Here is a 19,211-nt window from a genome sequence, read left to right on the forward strand (position 1 = left end):
CCCGCCGGGGAACGGAGGGAGGGCCCCAGTGAAGGCCGAATTGGTGAAGGACGTGATGACACCGGGTGTGGTCGCCGTGCGCCCGGAGGCCTCGGTCGTCGAGGCGGCGTTGTTGATGCGCACGCAGAACATCGGCGACGTGGTGGTCGCCGAGGGCCAGGACGTGATCGGTGTGCTCACCGACCGTGACATCGTGGTGCGGGCCGTGGCCGACGGAGCCGATCCGATGACGGTGAGCGTGCAGACCGTGTGCACGCCGGATCCGGTGACGGTGACGCCGGAGGACCGGGTGGCGGCGGCGGTCACGCTGATGCGTGAGCACGCCGTGCGCCGGCTGCCGGTGGTGGAGAACGGGCTGCCCGTCGGGATCGTGAGCCTCGGCGATGTGGCCGAGGCCGAGGATCCCGCGTCGGCGCTCGCCGACATCAGCCGCGCGGATCCGGACGCCCGGGGTGGTGCATGAGCACGGACCAGGCGAGGCAGATCAGTGCCACCGGGGGTGGGGGTGCCCCCGCGCGAGCGAAGCCGAGCGTGGGGGAGGTCGACGTGGGTGACGCCACGACCCGCTATCTGCTGTACGGGCTGCTGCCCAGCTGGTTCGTCCCCGGTGTCGCCGACTGGGTGATGCACCGGCGGACCCGCATCGAGGAGACGGCGGGCACCAAGGAGTCGTTGATCCACTCGCTGATGATGGCCGAGGTCGGCATCCCGATCGCCCTGACACTGCGCTACGAGGTGAACCCGCTGCTGCTGACCGTGCAGTTGGGCGGGGCCGCGGTGCACGAGGCGACGGCGCTGTGGGACGTGCGCACGGCCGTGCGGAGCGAGCGGGAGGTCAAGCCGATCGAGCAGCACATCCACAGCTTTCTGGAGTCGCTGCCGTTCGGGGCGCTGGCCGCCCTGATGTGCCTGCACGCCGACCAGGTGAAGTCGCTGCTGCGCGGCGGCGCGGGCGATCCGGACGCGTGGCGTCTGGTGCCGCGCCGGCGGCCGCTGTCGCGCGGCTACCTGGCGGGTATCGCCGCCGCCATCGGCACGTGCGTGCTGCTGCCGTACGGCGAGGAGCTGCTGCGGTGCGTGCGGGCCGGACGCAAGAACAGCAAGAGCAAGAGGAAAGGACGTTGAGCATCATGCGTATCGCGTTTCTGGTGGCGCCCGAGGGCGTCGAGCAGGTTGAGCTGACCGATCCGTGGCAGGCGGTGAAGGACGCCGGCCACGAGCCCGTGCTGGTGTCGACGCAGCAGGGCGAGATCCAGGCCTTCAACCACCTCGACAAGGCGGACACCTTCCCCGTCGACGAGGTCGTGGGCGAGAGTGCGCCCGGGTCTTTCGGGGCTCTGGTGCTGCCCGGCGGTGTGGCCAACCCGGACTTCCTGCGGATGGACGACAAGGCCGTCGCGTTCGTCCGGGACTTCTTCGAGCAGGGCCGCCCGGTGGCCGCGATCTGCCACGCGCCGTGGACGCTGGTCGAGGCCGACGTCGTACGCGGCCGCGAGCTGACCTCCTGGCCGAGCCTGCAGACCGACATCCGCAACGCGGGCGGCACCTGGGTGGACAAGCAGGTGAAGGTCTGTGACCACGGGGCCGGCAAGCTGGTCACCAGCCGCAAGCCCGACGACCTGAAGGCGTTCTGCGAGACCTTCCTCGACGTCTTCGCCGAGGAGGCCGCCTGATGGCATCGCCCGCCGACCGCAAGCAGGAGCAGCGCGAGGCGTCCCGGGCGGACGATCCGGCCGGCGGGCCACTCACCACCGACCAGGGGGTCGAGGTCGATCACACCGACGACTCCCTGGCCGCTGGGGAGCGCGGTCCGACGCTGATGGAGGACTTCCACTTCCGGGAGAAACTCACCCGCTTCGACCACGAGCGGATCCCGGAGCGGGTGGTGCACGCGCGGGGCGCGGGAGCCTACGGCTGGTTCGAACCGTACGAGTCCTGCGCGGAGTTCACCCGTGCGGCGTTCCTCCAGGACCCGTCGGTGCGGACGCCCGTGTTCGTGCGGTTCTCGACCGTGCAGGGCCCGAAGGGCTCGGCGGACACCGTGCGGGACGTGCGCGGCTTCGCGACCAAGTTCTACACGTCGGAGGGCAATTACGACCTCGTCGGGAACAACTTCCCGGTCTTCTTCATCCAGGACGGCATCAAGTTCCCGGACTTCGTGCACGCGGTGAAGCCCGAGCCGCACAACGACATCCCGACGGGCGCGTCCGCGCACGACACCCTGTGGGACTTCGTCTCGCTCCAGCCCGAGACGCTGCACGCGATCACATGGCTGATGTCGGACCGGGCGATCCCGCGCAGCTACCGCATGATGCAGGGCTTCGGCGTGCACACCTTCCGGTTCGTGAACGCCGAGGGGCGCGGCACGTTCGTGAAGTTCCACTGGAAGCCGAAGCTGGGCGTGCACTCGCTGGTGTGGGACGAGGCCCAGGAGTGCCAGGGCCGGGACCCGGACTTCAACCGGCGTGACCTGTGGGACGCGATCGCGGCGGGCGAGTATCCCGAGTGGGAGCTGGGCGTGCAACTCGTACCGGAGGAGGACGAGTTCGCGTTCGACTTCGATCTGCTCGACGCGACGAAGATCATCCCGGAGGAGCAGGTGCCGGTACGGCCGATCGGCCGGATGGTGCTGGACCGCAACCCGGAGAATTTCTTCGCCGAGACCGAGCAGGTCGCCTTCCACACGGCGAACGTCGTCCCCGGCATCGACTTCACCAACGACCCGCTGCTCCAGGCGCGGAACTTCTCCTACCTGGACACCCAGCTGATCCGGCTCGGCGGGCCCAACTTCTCGCAGCTGCCGGTGAACCGGCCGGTCGCGCCGGTGCGCAACAACCAGCGCGACGGCTATCACCAGAGCGCCATCCACTCCGGCACGAACTACTTCCCGAACTCGCTCGGCGGTGGCTGCCCGGCCCACGCGGGCGCCGGCTCGGGCGCCTACACGCACTACGCCGAACGGGTGGACGGCCACAAGATCCGGCGCCGCAGCCCCAGCTTCCAGGACCACTACAGCCAGACGGCGCTGTTCTGGAACAGCATGGCGGACTGGGAGAAGCAGCACATCGTGGAGGCGTTCCGGTTCGAGCTCGGCAAGGTCGGCGCGATGACCGTGCGGGCCCGTACGGTCGAGCACCTGGCCAAGGTCGACGGGGATCTGGCCGCGCAGGTGGCCCGGGGCGTCGGGGTGCCGGAGCCGCAGGCCGCCGAGGCCGCGTCCAAGCAGTCCTCCCCCGCCCTGAGTCTGGAGTCACTGCGCGGCGACGGTTCGATCCGGACCCGCCAGATCGCGGTGCTCGTCACGGACGGGGTGGACGCGGAGCAGATCACGTCCGTGCGGGAGCGGCTGGCCGCCGAGGGGGCGATCGTCGAGGCGCTGGCCGCCACCGACGGGACGATCACCGGGGCGGACGGTGAGACGTACGCGGTCGACCGTGCGCTGCCGACCGTGGCGTCCGTGCTGTACGACGCCGTGCTGCTGCCCGGCGGGCCCGTCGGCACGCCGCCGACCGTGGCCGACCCGGACGCGGTGCGGTTCGTACGGGACGCCTACCGGCACGGCAAGCCGGTCGGCGCGCTGGGCTCGGGCGTGGGAGTCCTGTCGGCCCTGGAGCCGGAGGGCCTCAGGCTGTCGACGGAGTTCCACCGCGTGGTCACCGACCAGGGCGTGGTCACGGACACGTCGCCGGGTCCGGCGAGCGAGGAGTTCCTGGACGCGTTCGTGGGCGCCATCGCGGCGCATCGGCACTGGGGGCGGGGGCCGGTGCGGCACTGAACGGCGGGCCGGGCGGGCCGGGCTCCTTCCGGTCCAGTCCGGCCGGTTCGGTCCGGTTCGCCGTGTTCCGGTTTCCGTCCTCCGAGGGGCTCAGGTGCCGGGGGTGGTGGGAGTCGCCGACTCCCCGCTCCCCCGCTCCCGGGCCCCTTCGCGTGTGCGGCCCGCGGCCACCGGGCGGCTCGGGTTGCGGCGCAGGTACTCGCCCTCGAGCTGCGCCATCCGTTCGTTGTGGGCGCGCAGCGCGTCGTTCGAACCGTAGAGCAGCGTGTCGTGGCGCGTGCGGTGGATGGTCTCGAGCTCTTTCATGAGCTGCTGGTCGTCCAGTCGGTCAGGGTCCACTCCGGTCATGGTGTCTCCCCGCTCCTCGTGTTCGTGTCCGCGGTCCGGGTACCCGCCCGGCAAGCAACTGAGCACTACCCCCGAGCGGCATCCGGGAGGGAGCCATGGATCTCGCTTTTCTGCACCCACTCTACGAACACTCCGGCCCCTGGGCCTCCGTGTACGTCGACACCTCCCGGCATACGGAGGACACCCCCCACGAGCGGCGCCTGACGGCTCAGGCGATGGCCAGGGAGCTGGCCGCGCAGGGCGCGGACGAGGCGACCTGCCGGGCCGTGCAGAGCGCGATCGAAGACCTGGCCCACTCATCCGAACCACACGGCCGGGCCCTGTTCGCCCGCGCCGGCGAGGTGGTTCTCGACCCGCCGCTGACCCGTCCCCCGCAGGGCGGCGACTGGGCCGAGTGGGCGCCGCTGCCGCGGGTCACGCCGCTGCTGGAGCTGGCCGGTGAGGACCCGGTGTGCGTGGTGGCGTACATCGACCGCAAGGGCGCGGACTTCGAGCTGCGCAGCGCGCTGGGCAGCGAGGACGCCGGGAGCGTCACCGGGCGCACGTGGCCGGTGCACCGCACGAGCACCGTCGACTGGTCCGAGCGGCACTTCCAGCTGCGGGTGGAGAACACCTGGGAGCACAACGCCGCGGAGATCGCCGACGCGCTCGCCGTATGCCAGGAGGAGACCCAGGCCGACCTGCTGATTCTCGTCGGTGACGACCGTGAGCGGCGGTCCGTGCACGAGCGGCTGCCCAAGCGGCTGCACGACCTCGTCGTCGAGGCGCCGCACGGCAGCGGCAGCCGGCTCCTCGACGAGGACGTGGAACGGGCCCGTGCCGAGCATGTGGGGCGCCGGGCCGAGGCGGAGCTGGACCGGTTCCGGGCCGCACGGCACTCCGACGACGAGGGCCGGGCCGGTGCCGTGGAGGGCGTGCCCGCGCTGATCGACGCGGCGCGTGAGCACCGCATCGACGAACTGCTGATCCGGCTGGACGGGCCGGACGCGCACCGCGAGGTGTGGATCGGTGAGGATCCGGACCAGGTCGCGGTGCGGCGTACGGATCTGAAGGTGCTGGGCGAGCAGAACTCGTGGCCGGCCCGGGCGGACGACGCGTTGATCCGGTCGGCGGTGGCCACGGACGCGCATGCGCTGGCGGTTTCCCAGGAGGAGGTGCCGGTGGGGGGTCTTGGAGCGCTGTTGCGCTGGAAGTGAGCGGGGAGTGTTGCGCGCCCAGCCGCCGTAGGGGCGCTTCACTCATCGCGTGTGCGGGTGCGTTCGGGCTGGTCGCGCAGTTCCCCGCGCCCCTGGCGGGGACCTGCGCCCCACCCGGGGCGCGGCCCCTAGCGGGCTCGTTCCACTCTGCGTTCGTCCCAGACCGGGGTCGGGGTTTCGCGGACCCGGCCGTCGCTGCCGAAGACCAGGTAGCGGTCGAAGGAGCGGGCGAACCAGCGGTCGTGGGTGACCGCGAGGACCGTGCCGTCGAAGGCCTCCAGACCTTCCTGGAGCGCCTCGGCCGACTCCAGGTCCAGGTTGTCGGTCGGCTCGTCGAGCAGCAGGGCCGTCGCGCCCTCCAGTTCCAGGAGGAGGATCTGGAACCGGGCCTGCTGACCACCGGACAGGCGTTCGAACGTCTGCTCGGCCTGGTTCGTCAGCTCGTAGCGGCGCAGCCGGGACATGGCGGCGCCCCGGTCCTGAGCGTGCTCCTTCCACAGGATGTCGAGGAGGGTGCGGCCCTGTAGCTCCGGGTGGGCGTGGGTCTGCGCGAAGTGGCCGGGGACGACCCGGGCGCCCAGCTTCCAACTGCCCGTGTGCGCCACGTCCTCGCCGGCGAGCAGGCGCAGGAAGTGGGACTTGCCGGAGCCGTTGGAGCCGAGGACGGCGACGCGTTCGCCGTAGAAGACCTCCAGGTCGAAGGGCTTCATCAGGCCGGTCAGCTCCAGGCCCTCGCAGGTGACGGCCCGGACACCGGTGCGGCCGCCCTTGAGCCGCATCCTGATGTCCTGCTCCCGGGGCGGCTCCGGGGGCGGGCCGGCCTCCTCGAACTTGCGGAGCCTCGTCTGGGCGGCGCGGTAGCGGGAGGCCATGTCGTGGCTGTTCTCGGCTGCTTGACGGAGCGTCAGCACGAGCTTCTTCAACTGCGCGTGCTTCTCGTCCCAGCGCTTGCGCAACTCCTCGAAGCGGGCGAACCGCTGCCCGCGCGCCTCGTGATACGTCGCGAAACCACCACCGTGCACCCAGGCGTCCGCGCCGGCCGGTGAGGGCTCGACGGAGACGATCTTCTCGGCGGCGCGCGCGAGGAGCTCGCGGTCGTGGGACACGAAGAGGACCGTCTTGCGGGTCTCCTTCAGCCGCTCCTCCAGCCAGCGCTTGCCGGGCACGTCCAGATAGTTGTCGGGCTCGTCGAGCAGCAGCACCTCGTCGGTGCCTCGCAGCAGGGCCTCCAGGACGAGGCGCTTCTGCTCACCGCCGGAGAGAGTGCGCACGAGCCGCCACTGCGCCTTGTCGTACGGGACGCCCAGGGCCGCCGTGGTGCACATGTCCCACAGGGTCTCCGCCTCGTAGCCGCGGGCCTCCGCCCAGTCGGCGAGGGCCTGGGCGTACTTCAGCTGGGCGGCCTCGTCGTCGACGGTCATGATGGCGTGCTCGGCGGCGTCGACGGCGCGGGCCGCCTCGCGGATGCGGGGCGTGGCGACGGACACGAGCAGGTCCCGCACGGTCGTCTCGTCGCGTACGGACCCGACGAACTGGCGCATCACGCCGAGGCCGCCGCCGACGGTCACGGACCCGCCGTGCGGCTTGAGCTCACCGGCGATCATGCGCAGGAGGGTGGTCTTCCCCGCTCCGTTGGGTCCCACGAGGGCCACCACGGCCCCCTCCCCCACCCGGAAGGACACATCGCCCAGCAAGGCCCTTCCGTCGGGCAGGTAGTACTCAAGATGTGCGGCTTCGAGGTGACCCATGGGGCCCGATTCTGTGGGGAGCGAGGGAGCGGCGGCAAACGCATTATGTCCCCGTGGGGCCGTGGGACGCCCTCGTGGGGCCGCGGCTCAGGAGCCGAGCGCTGCGGCCTGGTCACGCAGGCCGCGCAGCGCCAGCTTCAGCAGCGGGTGGCCCTCGCTGCCGCTCCGTACGGCCGTGTACACCCGTCGCGTCGGCCGGCCGCCGCGCACCGGGCGGATCTCGGCGCCCTTGAAGGCGATGCCGTGCAAGGCGGAACGGGGGACGAGGGCCACACCGGCCCCGGCGGCGACCAGTGCGCACACCGCCGTGAGTCGTCGGCCAGACACTCCGCGCGGGGGGCGAAGCGGGCGTCCTCGCAGGCCCGCAGGACGACGTCGTGCACCGGGTTGCCCGGCCACGGCGTGACCCACGGGTCCTCGCGCAGTGCGTCCAGGGCCACGTCGGGGGCGTCGGCCAGCGGATGCCCGGAAGGCAGCACGACGTCGAACGGCTCGGCGTACAGCGGCCGCCGCAGCAGCTGATCGCCGTCCTGGCCCGGGGTGTCACGGTCCTCCACCCCCAGGGCGATGTCGACCGCGCCGTCGACGAGGAGCCGGCGGCTCGCATGCCCTTCGGCGTCCTTCACCCTGATCCGCACCCGTGGGGCGCGGATCCGCAGCTCGGCCACCGCGGGAGCCACCACCTCGGTGATGGCGCTGGCGAACGCCGCGATGGTCACCTCGCCGGCCAGACCCTCCGAGCAGGCGGCCATGTCGGCCTCCGCCTGTTCCAGCTGTGCGGCGACCTTGGCCGCGTGGGCGGCCAGGACCACCCCGGTCGGAGTGAGCCGGACGGTCCGGCCACGCCGCTCCAGCAACAGGTGCCCGACCTCCGCCTCCAGCGCGGCCAGTTGCTGGGAGGCCGCCGACGGCGACAGGTAGAGAGCCTGAGCTGCGGCGGTCACGGTGCCGTGCTCGGCCAGCGCCCTGAGCACCCGGAGCCTGCGTGGGTCGATCACGGGAGCAGTAGACCAGGCGAACCCCGCTTTCGTGAAGCGGAGCTTCACAGGCATCCCGCGAAATTGCCGATGGATTTAACAAGAGCGGCACCGCAGAGTTGTCTCCCGGCTCCCCCCCACACTCCCTCGCCGAAGGATTTTGCTGTGCCCATGACCGAGCGGCAGCGCCGTGAACACGACCTTCTGGGTGACCGGGACGTGCCGGCCGACGCGTACTGGGGCGTCCACACGGCCCGTGCCGTGGAGAACTTCCCGATCACCGGCACGGCGATCTCCGCCTATCCGCACCTGATCGACGCGCTCGCCGCCGTGAAGGAGGCCGCCGCCCGCGCCAACCAGGACCTCGGTCTGCTCCCGGCGCGCAAGTCCGACGCGATCGCGGCGGCCTGCCGGGAGATCCGCGACGGCGCGCTGCACGACCAGTTCGTGGTCGACGTCGTCCAGGGCGGCGCGGGGACCTCCACGAACATGAACGCCAACGAGGTGATCGCCAACCGGGCGCTGGAGCTCCTCGGCCACGCCAAGGGCGACTACCACCACCTGCATCCCAACGAGGACGTCAATCTGGGCCAGTCCACCAACGACGTCTATCCGACGGCGGTCAAGGTCGCCACGATCGTCGCCGTGCGGGAGCTGCTCGACGCGATGACCGTGCTGGGCGACGCCTTCGCAACCAAGGCCGAGGAGTTCCGTGACGTCCTGAAGATGGGCCGGACCCAGCTCCAGGACGCGGTCCCCATGACGCTCGGCCAGGAGTTCTCGGCGTACGCGGTGATGCTGGAGGAGGACCGGAGCCGGCTGGCCGAGGCCGCGCTGCTCGTCCATGAGATCAACCTGGGCGCCACGGCGATCGGCACCGGCCTCAACGCCCCCGCCGGGTACGCCGAGGCGGCCCGCCGCCACCTGGCCGCCATCACCGGACTGCCGTTGACGACCGCGGCGAACCTGGTCGAGGCGACCCAGGACTGCGGGGCGTTCGTGCAGATGTCGGGCGTGCTCAAGCGGATCGCGGTCAAGCTGTCCAAGAGCTGCAACGACCTGCGGCTGCTGTCCTCGGGCCCGAGGGCCGGGCTCGGCGAGATCAACCTGCCGCCCGTGCAGGCCGGTTCGTCGATCATGCCGGGCAAGGTCAACCCGGTGATCCCGGAGGTGGTCAACCAGGTCGCCTTCGAGGTCATCGGCAACGACGTCACCATCACCATGGCCGCCGAGGCCGGACAGCTCCAGCTCAACGCCTTCGAGCCGATCATCCTGCACTCCCTGTCCGAGTCCCTCACCCACCTGCGTGCAGCGTGCCTCACGCTCGCCCGTCGCTGCGTCGACGGCATCACCGCCAACACCGCGAAGCTGCGCGCCGACGTGGAGAACTCGATCGGGCTCGTCACCGCCCTGAACCCGCACATCGGCTACACGGCCGCCACCGGCATCGCCCAGGAGGCCCTCGCCACCGGCCGGGGCGTCGCCGAACTCGTGCTGGAGAAGGGGTTGTTGCCGGCCGACCGGCTCGCGGCCCTGCTGCGGCCGGAGGAGATCGCCGGGACAGGGATCTGATCCGCCCACCCCTCCCCCACCTTCACCCCCCACGTACGTCCCCCCATCAGCTCACCCATTGGAGCTCGGTACATGGCGACAGAACGCAGCACCGGCAGCCGCCACGACGACGACGCCGGCGCGCCCGAACCGGCCCCCCGCGCCAAACGCTGGTGGCACCTGCCACTCGGGGTGCAGTCGGCGCTCGCGGTGGGACTCGGCGCACTGATCGGAACGCTCGCGCCGTCTGTCGGTGAGCAGTTGAAGCTCCTGGGCGACGTCTTCCTGAACCTGGTGCAGATGGTCGTGCTGCCCCTGGTCTTCCCGCTGATCGTGCTGGGCATCGCCCGCATGGAGTCGGTGAAGAAAGTGGGCCGGATCGCGGGCAAGGCGATCCTCTACTTCGAGATCGTCACCACGGTGATCCTGCTGATCGCGGTGGCGCTGGCCAAGGTCACCGGCATCGGCAAGGGCGCCCCGGTCGCCGGGGCCGACTCCGGGAGCGTGGAGAAGCTCGATCAGGGCGTCGACTTCCACGAGCTCGTCCTGCACTCGATCCCGAAGAACGTCTTCGCCGCGTTCGCCGAGGGCAATCTGCTCGCCGCCATCGTCTTCGCGCTCTTCCTCGGGGTCGGCATGGCCGCCGTCGGAGAGAAGGCGGCCCCCTTCGCCTCCGTCCTCGACTCCGTCTCGTCGGCCATGTTCAAGGTGGTCGGCCATGTCATCCGGATCGCTCCCGTGGGCGTCCTCGGCTTCATCAGCTACGACGTGGCGCACTACGGCTTCGGGAACCTCAGGAGCCTGCTCGGCTTCATCGCCGTGGTCTACGCGGGGCTGGCCGTCGTCATCGGCGTCGTCTTCCCGTGCATCGCCCTGATCTACCGGATCCGGTACGTGGACCTGCTCCGGCGGATCGGCGGGCTCGTCGGCATCGCGTTCGTCACCCGCAGCTCCGAAGCGGTGCTGGCGCCGCTGATGGGCAGGCTGGAGGCCTTCGGGGTGAGCCGCTCGACCACCTCGTTCGTCGTCCCCCTCGGCTACTCGTTCAACACCGACGGCTCCGTGCTCTACCAGGCCACCGCCCTCGTGTATCTCGCCCACGCCTACGACACGGACACCTCGATCGCCTCGCTGCTGCTGATGGTCGGTGTCCTGGTGGTGCTGTCCAAGGGCATGGCGGGCGTCACCTCGGCCTCCATCGTGGTGCTGCTGGCCGCGGGCAAGACGATGGGCATCCCGCCCGAGGGCGTGGCTCTCCTGGTCGGCGTCGACTTCATCGTCGACATGGCGCGCACCGCGGTGAACGTCGTCGGGAACGCGCTGGCCGCGGCCGTCGTGGACCGGTCGGAGGCCAAGCGGAACGCCGTACAGGACGGCTGGGACGATCAGGACGGCCGGGACGATCAGGACGGCCCGTCAGCCGACGTGCCCGGACACGATGTTCCCGGACAGGATGGTGCGGACGGACCGCGGCAGGACGCACCGCGGCAGAAGGAGACCGCGCGGTGACGCGCGCCCAGTAAGCCACAGAGGTCCTGGCCCGGAACCGGCCGCCCAGCCCTGTCCCGGGCGGGGTCGGTGCGCCCACCCCCGGCGCACCGACCCCGCCCGGGACTCGGCATCCCGCCCACCGGCACTCCAACAGCCCCCGGACTCGGGTTCGGTGTGCGCTCTCCCCGCCGGGTACCCGCACCCGCATGACGACCCCCGACCTGGACCTCACCGCACCGAAGCCCGGGCACCATCCCCTGCGCGAGCGTCTGACGGCGCTGGACGGACGTCTCTTCGAGGCGGTCGACGGCCGGTACCGGCCAGGGGCGCGTTCCGTCGCGTCCCGCCTGAGCCGGAGCGCGGACCACGGCGCGCTGTGGTTCGTGGCCGCCGCCGCGCTCGCGGCGAGCCGCACTCCCCGCGCCCGTCGCGCGGCGACCCGAGGACTGGCCTCCCTCGGTCTCGCCTCCCTCACCGTCCGCGCCCTGGGCAGGCGCTCGGTACGGCACTCCCGCCCGGCGCCGGCCGCCGCGCTCCGCCTGCTCCGGCAGCTGAGGCGGAGGCCGGTCACCACCTCGTTCCCCCCCGGCCACGCCGCGTCGGCCGCCGCCTTCGCCGCCGGGGTAGCCCTGGAGTCCCCCGCCTGGGGCGCTGCCGTGGGACCGGTGGCCGCCTCGGTGGCCCTCTCCCGCGTCCGCGCCGGCACCCACTTCCCGAGCGACGTGCTGGCGGGCGCGGCCCTGGGCGTGGGTGCCGCGCTCGCCGTACGCGGCCTGGTACCGACGCGCGGCGGGGGCGCCCCGCAGGCCCGCTCCCGCGCCGAGGTCCCGGCGCTGCCGGACGGTGAGGGACTCGTCCTCGTCGCGAACACCGCCGCGGGAACCGCCGAGCGCGCCCGCGCCCTGCGGGACGCCCTTCCGCTCGCCGAGGTCGTCGAGTGCGCGCCGCAGGACGTGCGCGCGGAGTTGGAGAAGGCCGCCGGCCGCGCCCGCGTCCTCGGTGTGTGCGGCGGTGACGGCACCGTGAACACCGCCGCCCGGATCGCCCTGCGCTCCGGACTGCCCCTCGCCGTCCTGCCCGGCGGCACCCTCAACCACTTCGCCCACGACCTCGGGGTGGAGAACGCACGCGATCTCGCCCGCGCGCTGCGGGAGGGCGACGCCGTGCGCGTGGACGTGGGGCGGTACGCGTGCGGCGACGCACACGGCGTCTTCCTCAACACGTGCAGCGTCGGCGTCTACCCGGAGCTGGTGCGGCAACGGGAACGCTGGTCGCCCCGGATCGGCGGCTGGCCCGCCGGGGTGCTCGCGGCCGTGCGTGTGCTACGGGCCGACCGGCACCCGCTGGAGGCCGAGTTCCAGGGTCGTACCCGTCCCCTGTGGCTGCTGTTCGCCGGGAACGGCACCTACCACCGCATGGGGCTGGCACCCGGCCGCCGGAGGGACCTGGCGGACGGGCAGCTCGACGTGCGGGTCGCGCACGGCGGACGCCGGCCGGCCGTGCGGCTCCTCGCCGCCGCCCTCGCCGGGCCTCTGACCCGCTCCCCCGTCCATGCGGCCGTCCAGGTGGGACGGCTGCACCTGGACCACGTGGCGCCCGGCACGCTCCTCGCCTACGACGGTGAGGTCACCGAGGTGGCGGGCCGCGTGACGCTGGAGAAGCTGCCGGAGGCGCTGACCGTCTACCGGCCGATGCCCCGCCGCTGACTGACGGTCCGTCAGTCCATATATCAGGACGCGGGTCTCATTATTCGGCCCGACTGCGTACCGTGATCCCATGCCGACCCGAACGGAAGGGGTGGGATCCGCCATGCCGGAACCACGGGAGACCGCCGTCTACACGCACGGGCACCACGAGTCGGTGCTGCGCTCGCACACCTGGCGGACCGCCGCCAACTCGGCCGCGTACCTCCTGCCTTCGCTCAAGCCGCACATGAGGATCCTGGACGTCGGGTGCGGGCCCGCCACCATCACCGCCGACCTGGCTCGGCTCGTGCCCGACGGGCACGTCACCGGCGTCGACCGGGCACCGGAGATCCTGGAGCGGGCGCGTGCCACGGTGGCCGGGCAAGGGCTGGGCAATGTCGACTTCGCGGTCGCCGACGTGCACGCCCTGGACTACCCGGACGACACGTTCTGTGTCGTGCACGCCCATCAGGTGCTCCAGCACGTGGGCGACCCCGTACAGGCGCTGCGCGAGATGAAGCGGGTGGTCAGGCCGGGGGGTCTCGTCGCCGTACGGGACGCCGACTACGCGGCCATGACCTGGTTCCCGGCGTCCGACGGGCTCGACGACTGGCTGGACCTCTACCGCCGGGTCGCCCGCGCCAACGGAGGTGAGCCGGACGCCGGGCGGCGGCTGAAGGCGTGGGCGCTGCGCGCGGGATTCACGGACGTCACGGCGAGCTCCGCGACATGGACCTTCGCCACGCCGGACGAGCGCGCGTGGTGGAGCGGACTCTGGGCCGACCGGACGACGGCGTCGGCCTACGCGGAGCGTGCCCGCCAGGGCGGGCACGCGACCGAGGAGCGGCTCCGGGCCGTGGCCGGCGCCTGGCGGGAATGGGGGCGGCGGGAGGACGGCTGGTTCAGCGTGCTGCACGGAGAAATTCTCTGCAGAAAGGAAGCCTGATCCCCGTTTTACGGGAAACCAGTAGAGCAGGAGGTTCGAATTATGGTTCCCATTCTGCTGGTGCTGCTTCTGGCTTTGATCCTGTTCGGCGCCGGATTTGCAGTAAAGGTGCTCTGGTGGATCGCGTTGGCGGTTGTCGTGCTGTGGCTGCTGGGATTCGTCGTGCGGGGCACGTCGGCGTCCGGAGGCAGGGGCCGCTGGTACAGGTGGTGAGTGAGCCCCGGGGACGGGGTCAGCCCCCGTCCCTGGGCAGCAGCGGTCCGAGCGGCCCGAGGTCCAGATTGAGGTCCTCGGGCCGCAGGTCGTAGCGCTCGCGCAGTTCCGTCATACGCTCCTCGAGCAGCATCAGCGTGAGCCCGATCCGCTCCTCCTGCTCCTCGCTCAGGTCCCCCACGTCGAACCGGCGCAGCGCCTGGCGCTCCATGAGCTGACGCAGCAGCTCCACCACCGTCAGCACGAGTTTGAGCAGGTCACGCTCGACGGTGTCGGGCTCCAGGTTCAGCCTGTTGCGCTGCGGCCCCGGACGCTCTTCGGGACTGTCGGACGACGTCACAGCAACTCCTCGAACGGGGAGGGCACCTGGGCGTTCACCGAACTGATGAGCGCGTTGAGGTCGATACGGACGAGGTCGACGTCGGCGATGCGCAAGGTGATGTCCCCCGTGATCACGACACCGCCGGCGAGCAGCCGGTCGAGCAGGTCCACGAGGGCGACCTCACGGCGTTCCACTACGGTCACTGCTTCTCCCCGCCCGTCATGTCGCGGCCTCCCCGGCGAACGAATAGGCCGCCCAGGGGCCGGTGAGTTCTATACGCATTCCGGGCAGTTCTCCCTTGGTGCGGTCCACCAGTTCCACGAATTCCTCGGAATGCGCACGCGGCACGAGATATGCCGCGTTCAATACGTTCCGCCCGGTGGCCTTGGAAAGGGCGGGATTCTGCGGCGGGTGCAGCCGGGAATCCTCCGCGAATGCGGAGAGCTGCTCGTGCAGATGGGTCGAGAAACTCTCGGCCTTCTGCCACATTTCCTCGTGCGACCGGGTCTGAGCACGCCGCTGGCGCAGGTAGTCCCGGCCCGACGCGGCCTTCTGCGCCGGCTGGGCGGCCTCCTTCGGCTCGGACTCGGCGTACACCTTGACGCCCCACTCGACCCGGCCCTCCAGCCGGTCGAGGGTGCGCTGGAAGTCCTCTTCGCGGGCTTCCAGCATCGTCCGTACGCCGCTGTCGTCCCGGAAGACGGTACCCAGCCGGAGCGGCAGCGGCGTCGTGACGGTCGTCAGCGCGTCGATCACGCCCTGGTGGGCGCGGGCGGTCTCGGTGAGCCAGTCCAGGTCCTCCAGATGCCGGTGGAGCGGTTCCTCCGCGAAGTCCCGCTCCGGCACATGGCTGACCACGGCGACGAGGCCGTGATGGGTCAGCGCTCTGGGCGGATCACCCGCCACCCCCTTCAGCTGGGACTGGAGCGGTGTGCCGAAGGGGCGGCAGACGGCGTAGACGTACCGCAGGCCGGTCACGGTGCCTCCTTCTTCTCCGCGCGGCCGGTCTCCAGTTCCTCCAGCCGGGCCAGCCTCTCGCGCAACTCGGCGTTCTCACGGGTCAGTTCATCACGCCGGGCCCGCGAGGACAGCATCGGGTCGCTTTCCCACCAGTCGATGCCCATCTCCTTCGCCTTGTCCACGGAGGCGACGACCAGACGCAGCTTGATGGTGAGGAGTTCGATGTCGAGCAGGTTGATCTTGATGTCGCCCGCGATGACGATGCCCTTGTCCAGGACCCGTTCCAGAATGTCCGCCAGGTTGGCGCTGCTCCCCTGGCCGTAGGGCTCGGGCATCCTGCTGGGCGTCGTCATCGCCGGCTCCCTGCCTCCGCGTCCTCGTCTTCGTACTCGTCCTCCTCGTACTCCTCCTCCGGCTCACCCTCGGGCTCCTCCTCGCCTTCGGCCTCCTCGTCGTACTCGGCCTCGGCGTCGTCCTCGTACTCGCCCTCGGGCTCCTCTTCGCCCTCCTCTTCTTCCTCCTCGTCGTACTCGGCCTCGGGCTCTTCCTCGGTGCCCTCCTCCTCGGTGCCCTCCTCCTCGGATTCCTCGTCGGCGAGCGCGTCCTCGTGGCTGCGGACGACCTCGCCGTCGCGGATCTCACCGCGCCAGCCGTCCTCCGCCTCGCCCTTGATCGTGATGAAGCGGACGAAGTTCTTCAGGTCGAGCCGGGCGCGCCGGCCCTGGGCGCGCCAGATGTTGCCGGTCTTCTCGAAGAAGCCGGACGGGTAGTACTCGATGACCAGCAGGACGCGGGTCAGGTTCTCGGTGAGCCGGTGGAAGGAGACGACGCCCTTGGTGGTGCCCTTGGCCCCCTCGGAGGTCCACGCGATGCGGTCGTCGGGGATCTGCTCGGTCGTCTTCGCCTTCCAGCTGCGGTTGGACCACCAGATCTTCGCCTGCCAGTCCGAGTGGGTGTCGTCGTCGCGGCTCGCGCTCTTGACGCCCTTCGCGAAGGTGCTGAAGTCCTGGTACTGCGTCCACTGGTCGTAGGCGGTGCGCAGCGGCACACCGACGTCGATGTGCTCGATGATGACGGTGGGCTTGTTGCCGGACCGGCCCTTGCCCTTCTTGCCCTTGCCGCCGCCGAGGTTCTTGAAGGCGCCTGTGACCTTCTCCTTGAGCTGCGAGCCGCCGGTCTCCACCGCGGCGCGCAGCGGTCCCTTGCCCTCGGCGAGCTTGCGACCGCCGTCGAGGGCGAGTTTGGCGAAGCCGGGGCTGTTGCCCTCGGCGATGTCGTTCAGCTTGCCGGTGGTCTCGCCGAGCTTGCGGCCGACGCCGGTCAGCATACGAGTGGCCTGGGCGGCGAGGTACTCCTGCAACTCGGCCTTGAGCCGGTCGGCGGCCTCGCTGTGGGCCAGGTCCGTGAGCGGGTTCTTCGTCGCTCCGTCAGCGGCGGACTTCGCCGAGCCGAGAGTGTCGCTCATCCCTCACCGCCTCCCTTCGGCAGCCGGGACCGGGCGCTGCCGCCCCGGCCGGCGGTCGCCTTCTTCGCGGCCGTGGTCTTCTTCGCCGCCGTCTTCTTGGCCGGGGCCTTCTTGGCGGGAGCCTTCTTCGCCGGTGCCTTCTTGGCGGCCTTCTTGGCGGGAGCCTTCTTCGCCGGTGCCTTCTCGGCGGACTTCTTCGCCGCCGGTTCCGGCTCCTCGTCCGCCTCGGGACCGGAGTCCTCAGGCTCCTCGGGCTCCTCGTCCTCGTCGTACTCGGCCTCCTCGGCGTCCTCGTCGCGTCCGCCGGACACCGCGCCCGTCAGCTCGTCGCGCATCCGGGCCGTACGGCCGTGGAGCCGGTCGGCGAGGGAGTCGAGCTGCCGCTCGACCATGGCGCCGGAGGCCGCCTTGCCCACCCCGCGCAGATCCCCGCGCAGTTGCTCCCCGATCTCCTTGAACTGCGGGTTGTCCCGCAGCTGCTGCTGGACCAGCTCCGCGACCATGCGCGGACTCAGGTTCAGCTTCTTCCCGGCGACCAAGCCGCCGACGGCGATCGCCATCTTCAGCTTCTTGGTGCGCCCCAGGAGGTAGCCGGCCCCCACCGCGAGGCCCAGTCCCGTTCGGTTCATTGTGCCGTCCCTTGTTGGCCTGTTCCCGCGCTCCCGCGCGTAGCGGTCTCCAACCGGTCGAGGAGTTCGTCCTCGATGCGGTCGAACTCCTCCTCCGTGATCTCCCCGGCCTCCAACTGCTCCTCCAGACGGGACAGTTCGGCCCGGACCGTGGCGGGGTCGTAGTAGATCCGCTCGGCCTCCTGGAGTACCTGTTTGACGGCCCAGGCGCTGCCGCGCACCGGTGCGAGCGGCAGCAGCAGCACCTCGGAGATCAGGCCCATGTCGTCACCCCGCTCCGGTGTCGGTGCCACTCGCCGCGGTGCTTGCCGGCTCGGCCGGCCCGGACTCGACGAAGCTGTACGGCGGCAGCGGGCCGTTGATCCGGACCTCCAGGTGCGGCATGTCCTTGCGGGCCTGCTCCACCGCGGCCAGGAAGTTCTCGGCCGACTCGCGGTCCACCAGGAACGACACGTTGGCCAGCCAGCCGGTGGACTCGGGGCCCACACTCACGTCCTCGGCGGCGGGCTCCAGCGCGCTCTGGAGTGCGGCGGCGTCGTCGGCCTCCTTGGCCTTCACCGCGGCCGCCACCAGCTCGCCGAGCCGGATCTTGTCGTCGTAACTGCCGCCGCCGGCCTGCCGGTTGGCCTCCGCGAGACCGCGGATGTCCGGGCTCTCGGCCATCACCTGGTGCAGGACGGCCTCTTCCACGTGGTTGGCCTTCACGTTGTACTCGACGCGGCCGTCCAGGGCCCGCAGGCGCTCCTTGTAGTGCTCGGCCCGCTCGGCGAGCACGCCGGTGATCGAGTTGTCGTCCGGGGCGACGCTGCCGAACCGCATGGGCAGCACGCAGGCGGCCGCGCCCGCCTCGCTGAGCACGTTCTGGTGGGCGAGCAGGTCCCTGCGCTTGGGCCGCAGCCCCTCGGGAGCGTCGCTGACGACGGCCGCCAGATCGCCCTCCCGCAGGACGCGCACCGGGCGGGGAGGGTCGCCGACGCCGCCCATGCCCTCGGGGAGGGAGGGGTGCGTGCTCGCCGCGATGCCATAGACGTAGGTGCTCACTCCTGCTCCTCCTTCCGGCGGGACGACGTGCTCTTACGGGCGCGCGGACGGGACTCGCCCTGGCGCTCGGAGCCTTCGTCGCGCGCCTGCTTGAAGGCGTCGGAGATGGTCTCGGCGGCGCCCGACAGCGCCCCCTTGGACTTGCCGCGCGCGCCGGACTCGGTCATCTCGCCGACCAGGTCGGGCAGGCCGGGGTCCTTGCGCGGCCCGGCCTCCAGGTCGAGCCGGTTGCACGCCTCGGCGAAGCGCAGATAGGTGTCGACGCTGGCGACGACAACTCGGACGTCGATCTTGAGGATCTCGATGCCGACCAGGGACACCCGCACGAACGCGTCGATCACGAGCCCCCTGTCGAGAACCAGTTCGAGCACGTCGTAGAGACCGCTGCTGCCGCCTCCGCCGCCGGTCTGCTGTGCCGGTACGACAGTCATGCCGGATACTCCTCCTTCTCTGAGGGTGTGGGTCCGATCGGGCGGCCTAGCGGCCGCCGGACCTGCGCGCGTCGGACCGACCACGCTCGTAGCGACGAACGCGCCGGTAGCCGGTGAGCTGCCCCTGGGAGTCGAGCTCCACCTGGTAGCTCGCCATCAGGCTCATCGTGTCGGGCACGCGCTCGAGTTCGAGGACCTCGACCTCCAGCTGCCAGCCCTCCTCCGTCTGCTCGAAGGACGACACGGACTCGGCTTCCATACCGGTGAGCTCCGCGAGCTGACCGCGCGCCTGGCGCAGCACCTCCATCGGGCTCGGCCGCTCGGCGGCCCGGTGCCGATCGCTCGATGTGCGCGACTTCTGTGACCCCTGTTCTTCCTGTGAACCTTGTGAGTCTTGCGTGTTCTTTGTGTTCGACATGGCCACCTCTCCCTC

At 71.2% G+C, this 19,211-nt stretch carries 22 protein-coding genes and 1 pseudogene; 10 read left to right on the forward strand and 13 right to left on the reverse strand.

All coding sequences use genetic code 11. The annotated features are described in order from the left end of the window. Positions 1 to 28 precede the first annotated feature (28 nt). Genes ABEA82_RS21765 through ABEA82_RS21780 form a run of 4 tightly spaced genes read left to right on the forward strand, consistent with a single transcriptional unit; the run spans position 29 to position 3,775 of the window. On the forward strand, positions 29 to 463 hold the full coding sequence (locus ABEA82_RS21765) for a CBS domain-containing protein (RefSeq protein ID WP_345663244.1): 435 nt from the start codon (positions 29 to 31) through the stop codon (positions 461 to 463). Next, on the forward strand, positions 460 to 1,125 hold the full coding sequence (locus ABEA82_RS21770) for a diguanylate cyclase (RefSeq protein WP_345663245.1): 666 nt from the start codon (positions 460 to 462) through the stop codon (positions 1,123 to 1,125). Before ABEA82_RS21765 ends, ABEA82_RS21770 begins: the two co-directional genes overlap by 4 nt. A gap of 5 nt (positions 1,126 to 1,130) precedes the next feature. Then, a complete protein-coding gene (locus tag ABEA82_RS21775) occupies positions 1,131 to 1,673 on the forward strand; it encodes a type 1 glutamine amidotransferase domain-containing protein (RefSeq protein WP_345663246.1) in 543 nt (180 codons plus the stop codon). Beyond that, positions 1,673 to 3,775 (forward strand): catalase, encoded by a 2,103-nt coding sequence (locus ABEA82_RS21780; RefSeq protein ID WP_345663247.1) that lies wholly within the window; start codon positions 1,673 to 1,675, stop codon positions 3,773 to 3,775. Before ABEA82_RS21775 ends, ABEA82_RS21780 begins: the two co-directional genes overlap by 1 nt. Positions 3,776 to 3,865: 90 nt before the next feature. Here ABEA82_RS21780 and ABEA82_RS21785 read toward each other — a convergent pair whose 3' ends face one another. Further along, on the reverse strand, positions 3,866 to 4,123 hold the full coding sequence (locus ABEA82_RS21785; protein WP_345663248.1) for a DUF6158 family protein: 258 nt from the start codon (positions 4,121 to 4,123) through the stop codon (positions 3,866 to 3,868). A gap of 95 nt (positions 4,124 to 4,218) precedes the next feature. Here ABEA82_RS21785 and ABEA82_RS21790 point away from each other — a divergent pair, with 95 nt between their 5' ends. Beyond that, positions 4,219 to 5,319 (forward strand): baeRF2 domain-containing protein, encoded by a 1,101-nt coding sequence (locus ABEA82_RS21790; RefSeq protein ID WP_345663249.1) that lies wholly within the window; start codon positions 4,219 to 4,221, stop codon positions 5,317 to 5,319. A gap of 128 nt (positions 5,320 to 5,447) precedes the next feature. On the opposite strand, the gene ABEA82_RS21795 is transcribed toward ABEA82_RS21790, so the two are convergent. Further along, positions 5,448 to 7,067 (reverse strand): ABC-F family ATP-binding cassette domain-containing protein, encoded by a 1,620-nt coding sequence (locus tag ABEA82_RS21795; protein WP_345663250.1) that lies wholly within the window; start codon positions 7,065 to 7,067, stop codon positions 5,448 to 5,450. Positions 7,068 to 7,154: 87 nt separating this feature from the next. Further along, a pseudogene (locus ABEA82_RS21800) lies at positions 7,155 to 8,065 on the reverse strand (LysR family transcriptional regulator). 150 nt (positions 8,066 to 8,215) lie between these two features. Here ABEA82_RS21800 and aspA point away from each other — a divergent pair. From aspA to ABEA82_RS21825, 5 genes are all read left to right on the forward strand, one after another. Next, a complete protein-coding gene (aspA, locus tag ABEA82_RS21805; protein ID WP_345663251.1) occupies positions 8,216 to 9,616 on the forward strand; it encodes an aspartate ammonia-lyase in 1,401 nt (466 codons plus the stop codon). Positions 9,617 to 9,688: 72 nt separating this feature from the next. After that, complete coding sequence (locus ABEA82_RS21810; RefSeq protein WP_345663252.1) at positions 9,689 to 11,104, forward strand: dicarboxylate/amino acid:cation symporter; 1,416 nt, start codon at positions 9,689 to 9,691, stop codon at positions 11,102 to 11,104. Positions 11,105 to 11,292: 188 nt separating this feature from the next. Next, positions 11,293 to 12,792, forward strand: coding sequence for a diacylglycerol kinase family protein (locus ABEA82_RS21815; RefSeq protein ID WP_345663253.1), 1,500 nt, complete (start codon positions 11,293 to 11,295; stop codon positions 12,790 to 12,792). Between the two features lie 103 nt (positions 12,793 to 12,895). Then, on the forward strand, positions 12,896 to 13,717 hold the full coding sequence (locus tag ABEA82_RS21820; RefSeq protein ID WP_345663481.1) for a class I SAM-dependent methyltransferase: 822 nt from the start codon (positions 12,896 to 12,898) through the stop codon (positions 13,715 to 13,717). Positions 13,718 to 13,759: 42 nt separating this feature from the next. Then, entirely contained in the window at positions 13,760 to 13,930 is a 171-nt protein-coding gene (locus tag ABEA82_RS21825; RefSeq protein WP_345663254.1) for a hydrophobic protein, read from the forward strand. 19 nt (positions 13,931 to 13,949) lie between these two features. On the opposite strand, the gene ABEA82_RS21830 is transcribed toward ABEA82_RS21825, so the two are convergent. From ABEA82_RS21830 to ABEA82_RS21875, 10 genes are read right to left on the reverse strand one after another with little or no spacing between them, the layout of a single operon-like run. Beyond that, the gene (locus tag ABEA82_RS21830) at positions 13,950 to 14,270 is read right to left on the reverse strand and encodes a gas vesicle protein K (protein WP_345663255.1); all 321 of its coding nucleotides are present in this window, start codon (positions 14,268 to 14,270) and stop codon (positions 13,950 to 13,952) included. Beyond that, positions 14,267 to 14,455 carry a gas vesicle protein gene (locus tag ABEA82_RS21835; RefSeq protein WP_003994122.1) on the reverse strand — a complete coding sequence of 63 codons (189 nt, stop codon included), beginning with the start codon at positions 14,453 to 14,455 and terminating at the stop codon, positions 14,267 to 14,269. The genes ABEA82_RS21830 and ABEA82_RS21835 overlap by 4 nt, the downstream gene beginning before the upstream one ends. Before the next feature lie 16 nt (positions 14,456 to 14,471). Next, complete coding sequence (locus tag ABEA82_RS21840; RefSeq protein ID WP_345663256.1) at positions 14,472 to 15,230, reverse strand: GvpL/GvpF family gas vesicle protein; 759 nt, start codon at positions 15,228 to 15,230, stop codon at positions 14,472 to 14,474. Continuing rightward, a complete protein-coding gene (locus ABEA82_RS21845; RefSeq protein WP_345663257.1) occupies positions 15,227 to 15,565 on the reverse strand; it encodes a gas vesicle protein in 339 nt (112 codons plus the stop codon). Before ABEA82_RS21845 ends, ABEA82_RS21840 begins: the two co-directional genes overlap by 4 nt. Further along, positions 15,562 to 16,677, reverse strand: a complete 1,116-nt coding sequence (locus ABEA82_RS21850) for an SRPBCC family protein (RefSeq protein WP_345663258.1) — start codon at positions 16,675 to 16,677, stop codon at positions 15,562 to 15,564. The genes ABEA82_RS21845 and ABEA82_RS21850 overlap by 4 nt, the downstream gene beginning before the upstream one ends. Next, entirely contained in the window at positions 16,674 to 17,306 is a 633-nt protein-coding gene (locus ABEA82_RS21855; protein WP_345663259.1) for a DNA primase, read from the reverse strand. The genes ABEA82_RS21850 and ABEA82_RS21855 overlap by 4 nt, the downstream gene beginning before the upstream one ends. Next, positions 17,303 to 17,569, reverse strand: coding sequence for a gas vesicle protein GvpG (locus ABEA82_RS21860; RefSeq protein WP_345663260.1), 267 nt, complete (start codon positions 17,567 to 17,569; stop codon positions 17,303 to 17,305). The genes ABEA82_RS21855 and ABEA82_RS21860 overlap by 4 nt, the downstream gene beginning before the upstream one ends. Before the next feature lie 4 nt (positions 17,570 to 17,573). Then, positions 17,574 to 18,347: a GvpL/GvpF family gas vesicle protein gene (locus tag ABEA82_RS21865; RefSeq protein WP_345663261.1), complete on the reverse strand. Its 774-nt coding sequence runs from the start codon at positions 18,345 to 18,347 to the stop codon at positions 17,574 to 17,576. Then, positions 18,344 to 18,778 (reverse strand): gas vesicle structural protein GvpA, encoded by a 435-nt coding sequence (locus ABEA82_RS21870; RefSeq protein ID WP_030242502.1) that lies wholly within the window; start codon positions 18,776 to 18,778, stop codon positions 18,344 to 18,346. Before ABEA82_RS21870 ends, ABEA82_RS21865 begins: the two co-directional genes overlap by 4 nt. A gap of 46 nt (positions 18,779 to 18,824) precedes the next feature. After that, on the reverse strand, positions 18,825 to 19,196 hold the full coding sequence (locus ABEA82_RS21875) for a gas vesicle protein GvpO (RefSeq protein WP_345663262.1): 372 nt from the start codon (positions 19,194 to 19,196) through the stop codon (positions 18,825 to 18,827). Positions 19,197 to 19,211: the final 15 nt, after the last annotated feature.

It is taken from the genome of Streptomyces venetus (assembly GCF_039540295.1).
Lineage (GTDB): Bacteria > Actinomycetota > Actinomycetes > Streptomycetales > Streptomycetaceae > Streptomyces > Streptomyces venetus.

Bases quoted from the DNA above. Each gene is read 5' to 3' on its own strand.
- aspA (WP_345663251.1), top strand. From the start codon at position 8,216: ATGACCGAGCGGCAGCGCCGTGAACACGACCTTCTGGGTGACCGGGAC.
- ABEA82_RS21845 (WP_345663257.1), bottom strand. From the start codon at position 15,565: ATGACGACGCCCAGCAGGATGCCCGAGCCCTACGGCCAGGGGAGCAGC.
- ABEA82_RS21770 (WP_345663245.1), top strand. From the start codon at position 460: ATGAGCACGGACCAGGCGAGGCAGATCAGTGCCACCGGGGGTGGGGGT.
- ABEA82_RS21820 (WP_345663481.1), top strand. From the start codon at position 12,896: ATGCCGGAACCACGGGAGACCGCCGTCTACACGCACGGGCACCACGAG.
- ABEA82_RS21775 (WP_345663246.1), top strand. From the start codon at position 1,131: ATGCGTATCGCGTTTCTGGTGGCGCCCGAGGGCGTCGAGCAGGTTGAG.
- ABEA82_RS21780 (WP_345663247.1), top strand. From the start codon at position 1,673: ATGGCATCGCCCGCCGACCGCAAGCAGGAGCAGCGCGAGGCGTCCCGG.
- ABEA82_RS21855 (WP_345663259.1), bottom strand. From the start codon at position 17,306: ATGAACCGAACGGGACTGGGCCTCGCGGTGGGGGCCGGCTACCTCCTG.
- ABEA82_RS21815 (WP_345663253.1), top strand. From the start codon at position 11,293: ATGACGACCCCCGACCTGGACCTCACCGCACCGAAGCCCGGGCACCAT.
- ABEA82_RS21790 (WP_345663249.1), top strand. From the start codon at position 4,219: ATGGATCTCGCTTTTCTGCACCCACTCTACGAACACTCCGGCCCCTGG.
- ABEA82_RS21825 (WP_345663254.1), top strand. From the start codon at position 13,760: ATGGTTCCCATTCTGCTGGTGCTGCTTCTGGCTTTGATCCTGTTCGGC.
- ABEA82_RS21860 (WP_345663260.1), bottom strand. From the start codon at position 17,569: ATGGGCCTGATCTCCGAGGTGCTGCTGCTGCCGCTCGCACCGGTGCGC.
- ABEA82_RS21870 (WP_030242502.1), bottom strand. From the start codon at position 18,778: ATGACTGTCGTACCGGCACAGCAGACCGGCGGCGGAGGCGGCAGCAGC.
- ABEA82_RS21875 (WP_345663262.1), bottom strand. From the start codon at position 19,196: ATGTCGAACACAAAGAACACGCAAGACTCACAAGGTTCACAGGAAGAA.
- ABEA82_RS21785 (WP_345663248.1), bottom strand. From the start codon at position 4,123: ATGACCGGAGTGGACCCTGACCGACTGGACGACCAGCAGCTCATGAAA.
- ABEA82_RS21795 (WP_345663250.1), bottom strand. From the start codon at position 7,067: ATGGGTCACCTCGAAGCCGCACATCTTGAGTACTACCTGCCCGACGGA.
- ABEA82_RS21850 (WP_345663258.1), bottom strand. From the start codon at position 16,677: ATGAGCGACACTCTCGGCTCGGCGAAGTCCGCCGCTGACGGAGCGACG.
- ABEA82_RS21810 (WP_345663252.1), top strand. From the start codon at position 9,689: ATGGCGACAGAACGCAGCACCGGCAGCCGCCACGACGACGACGCCGGC.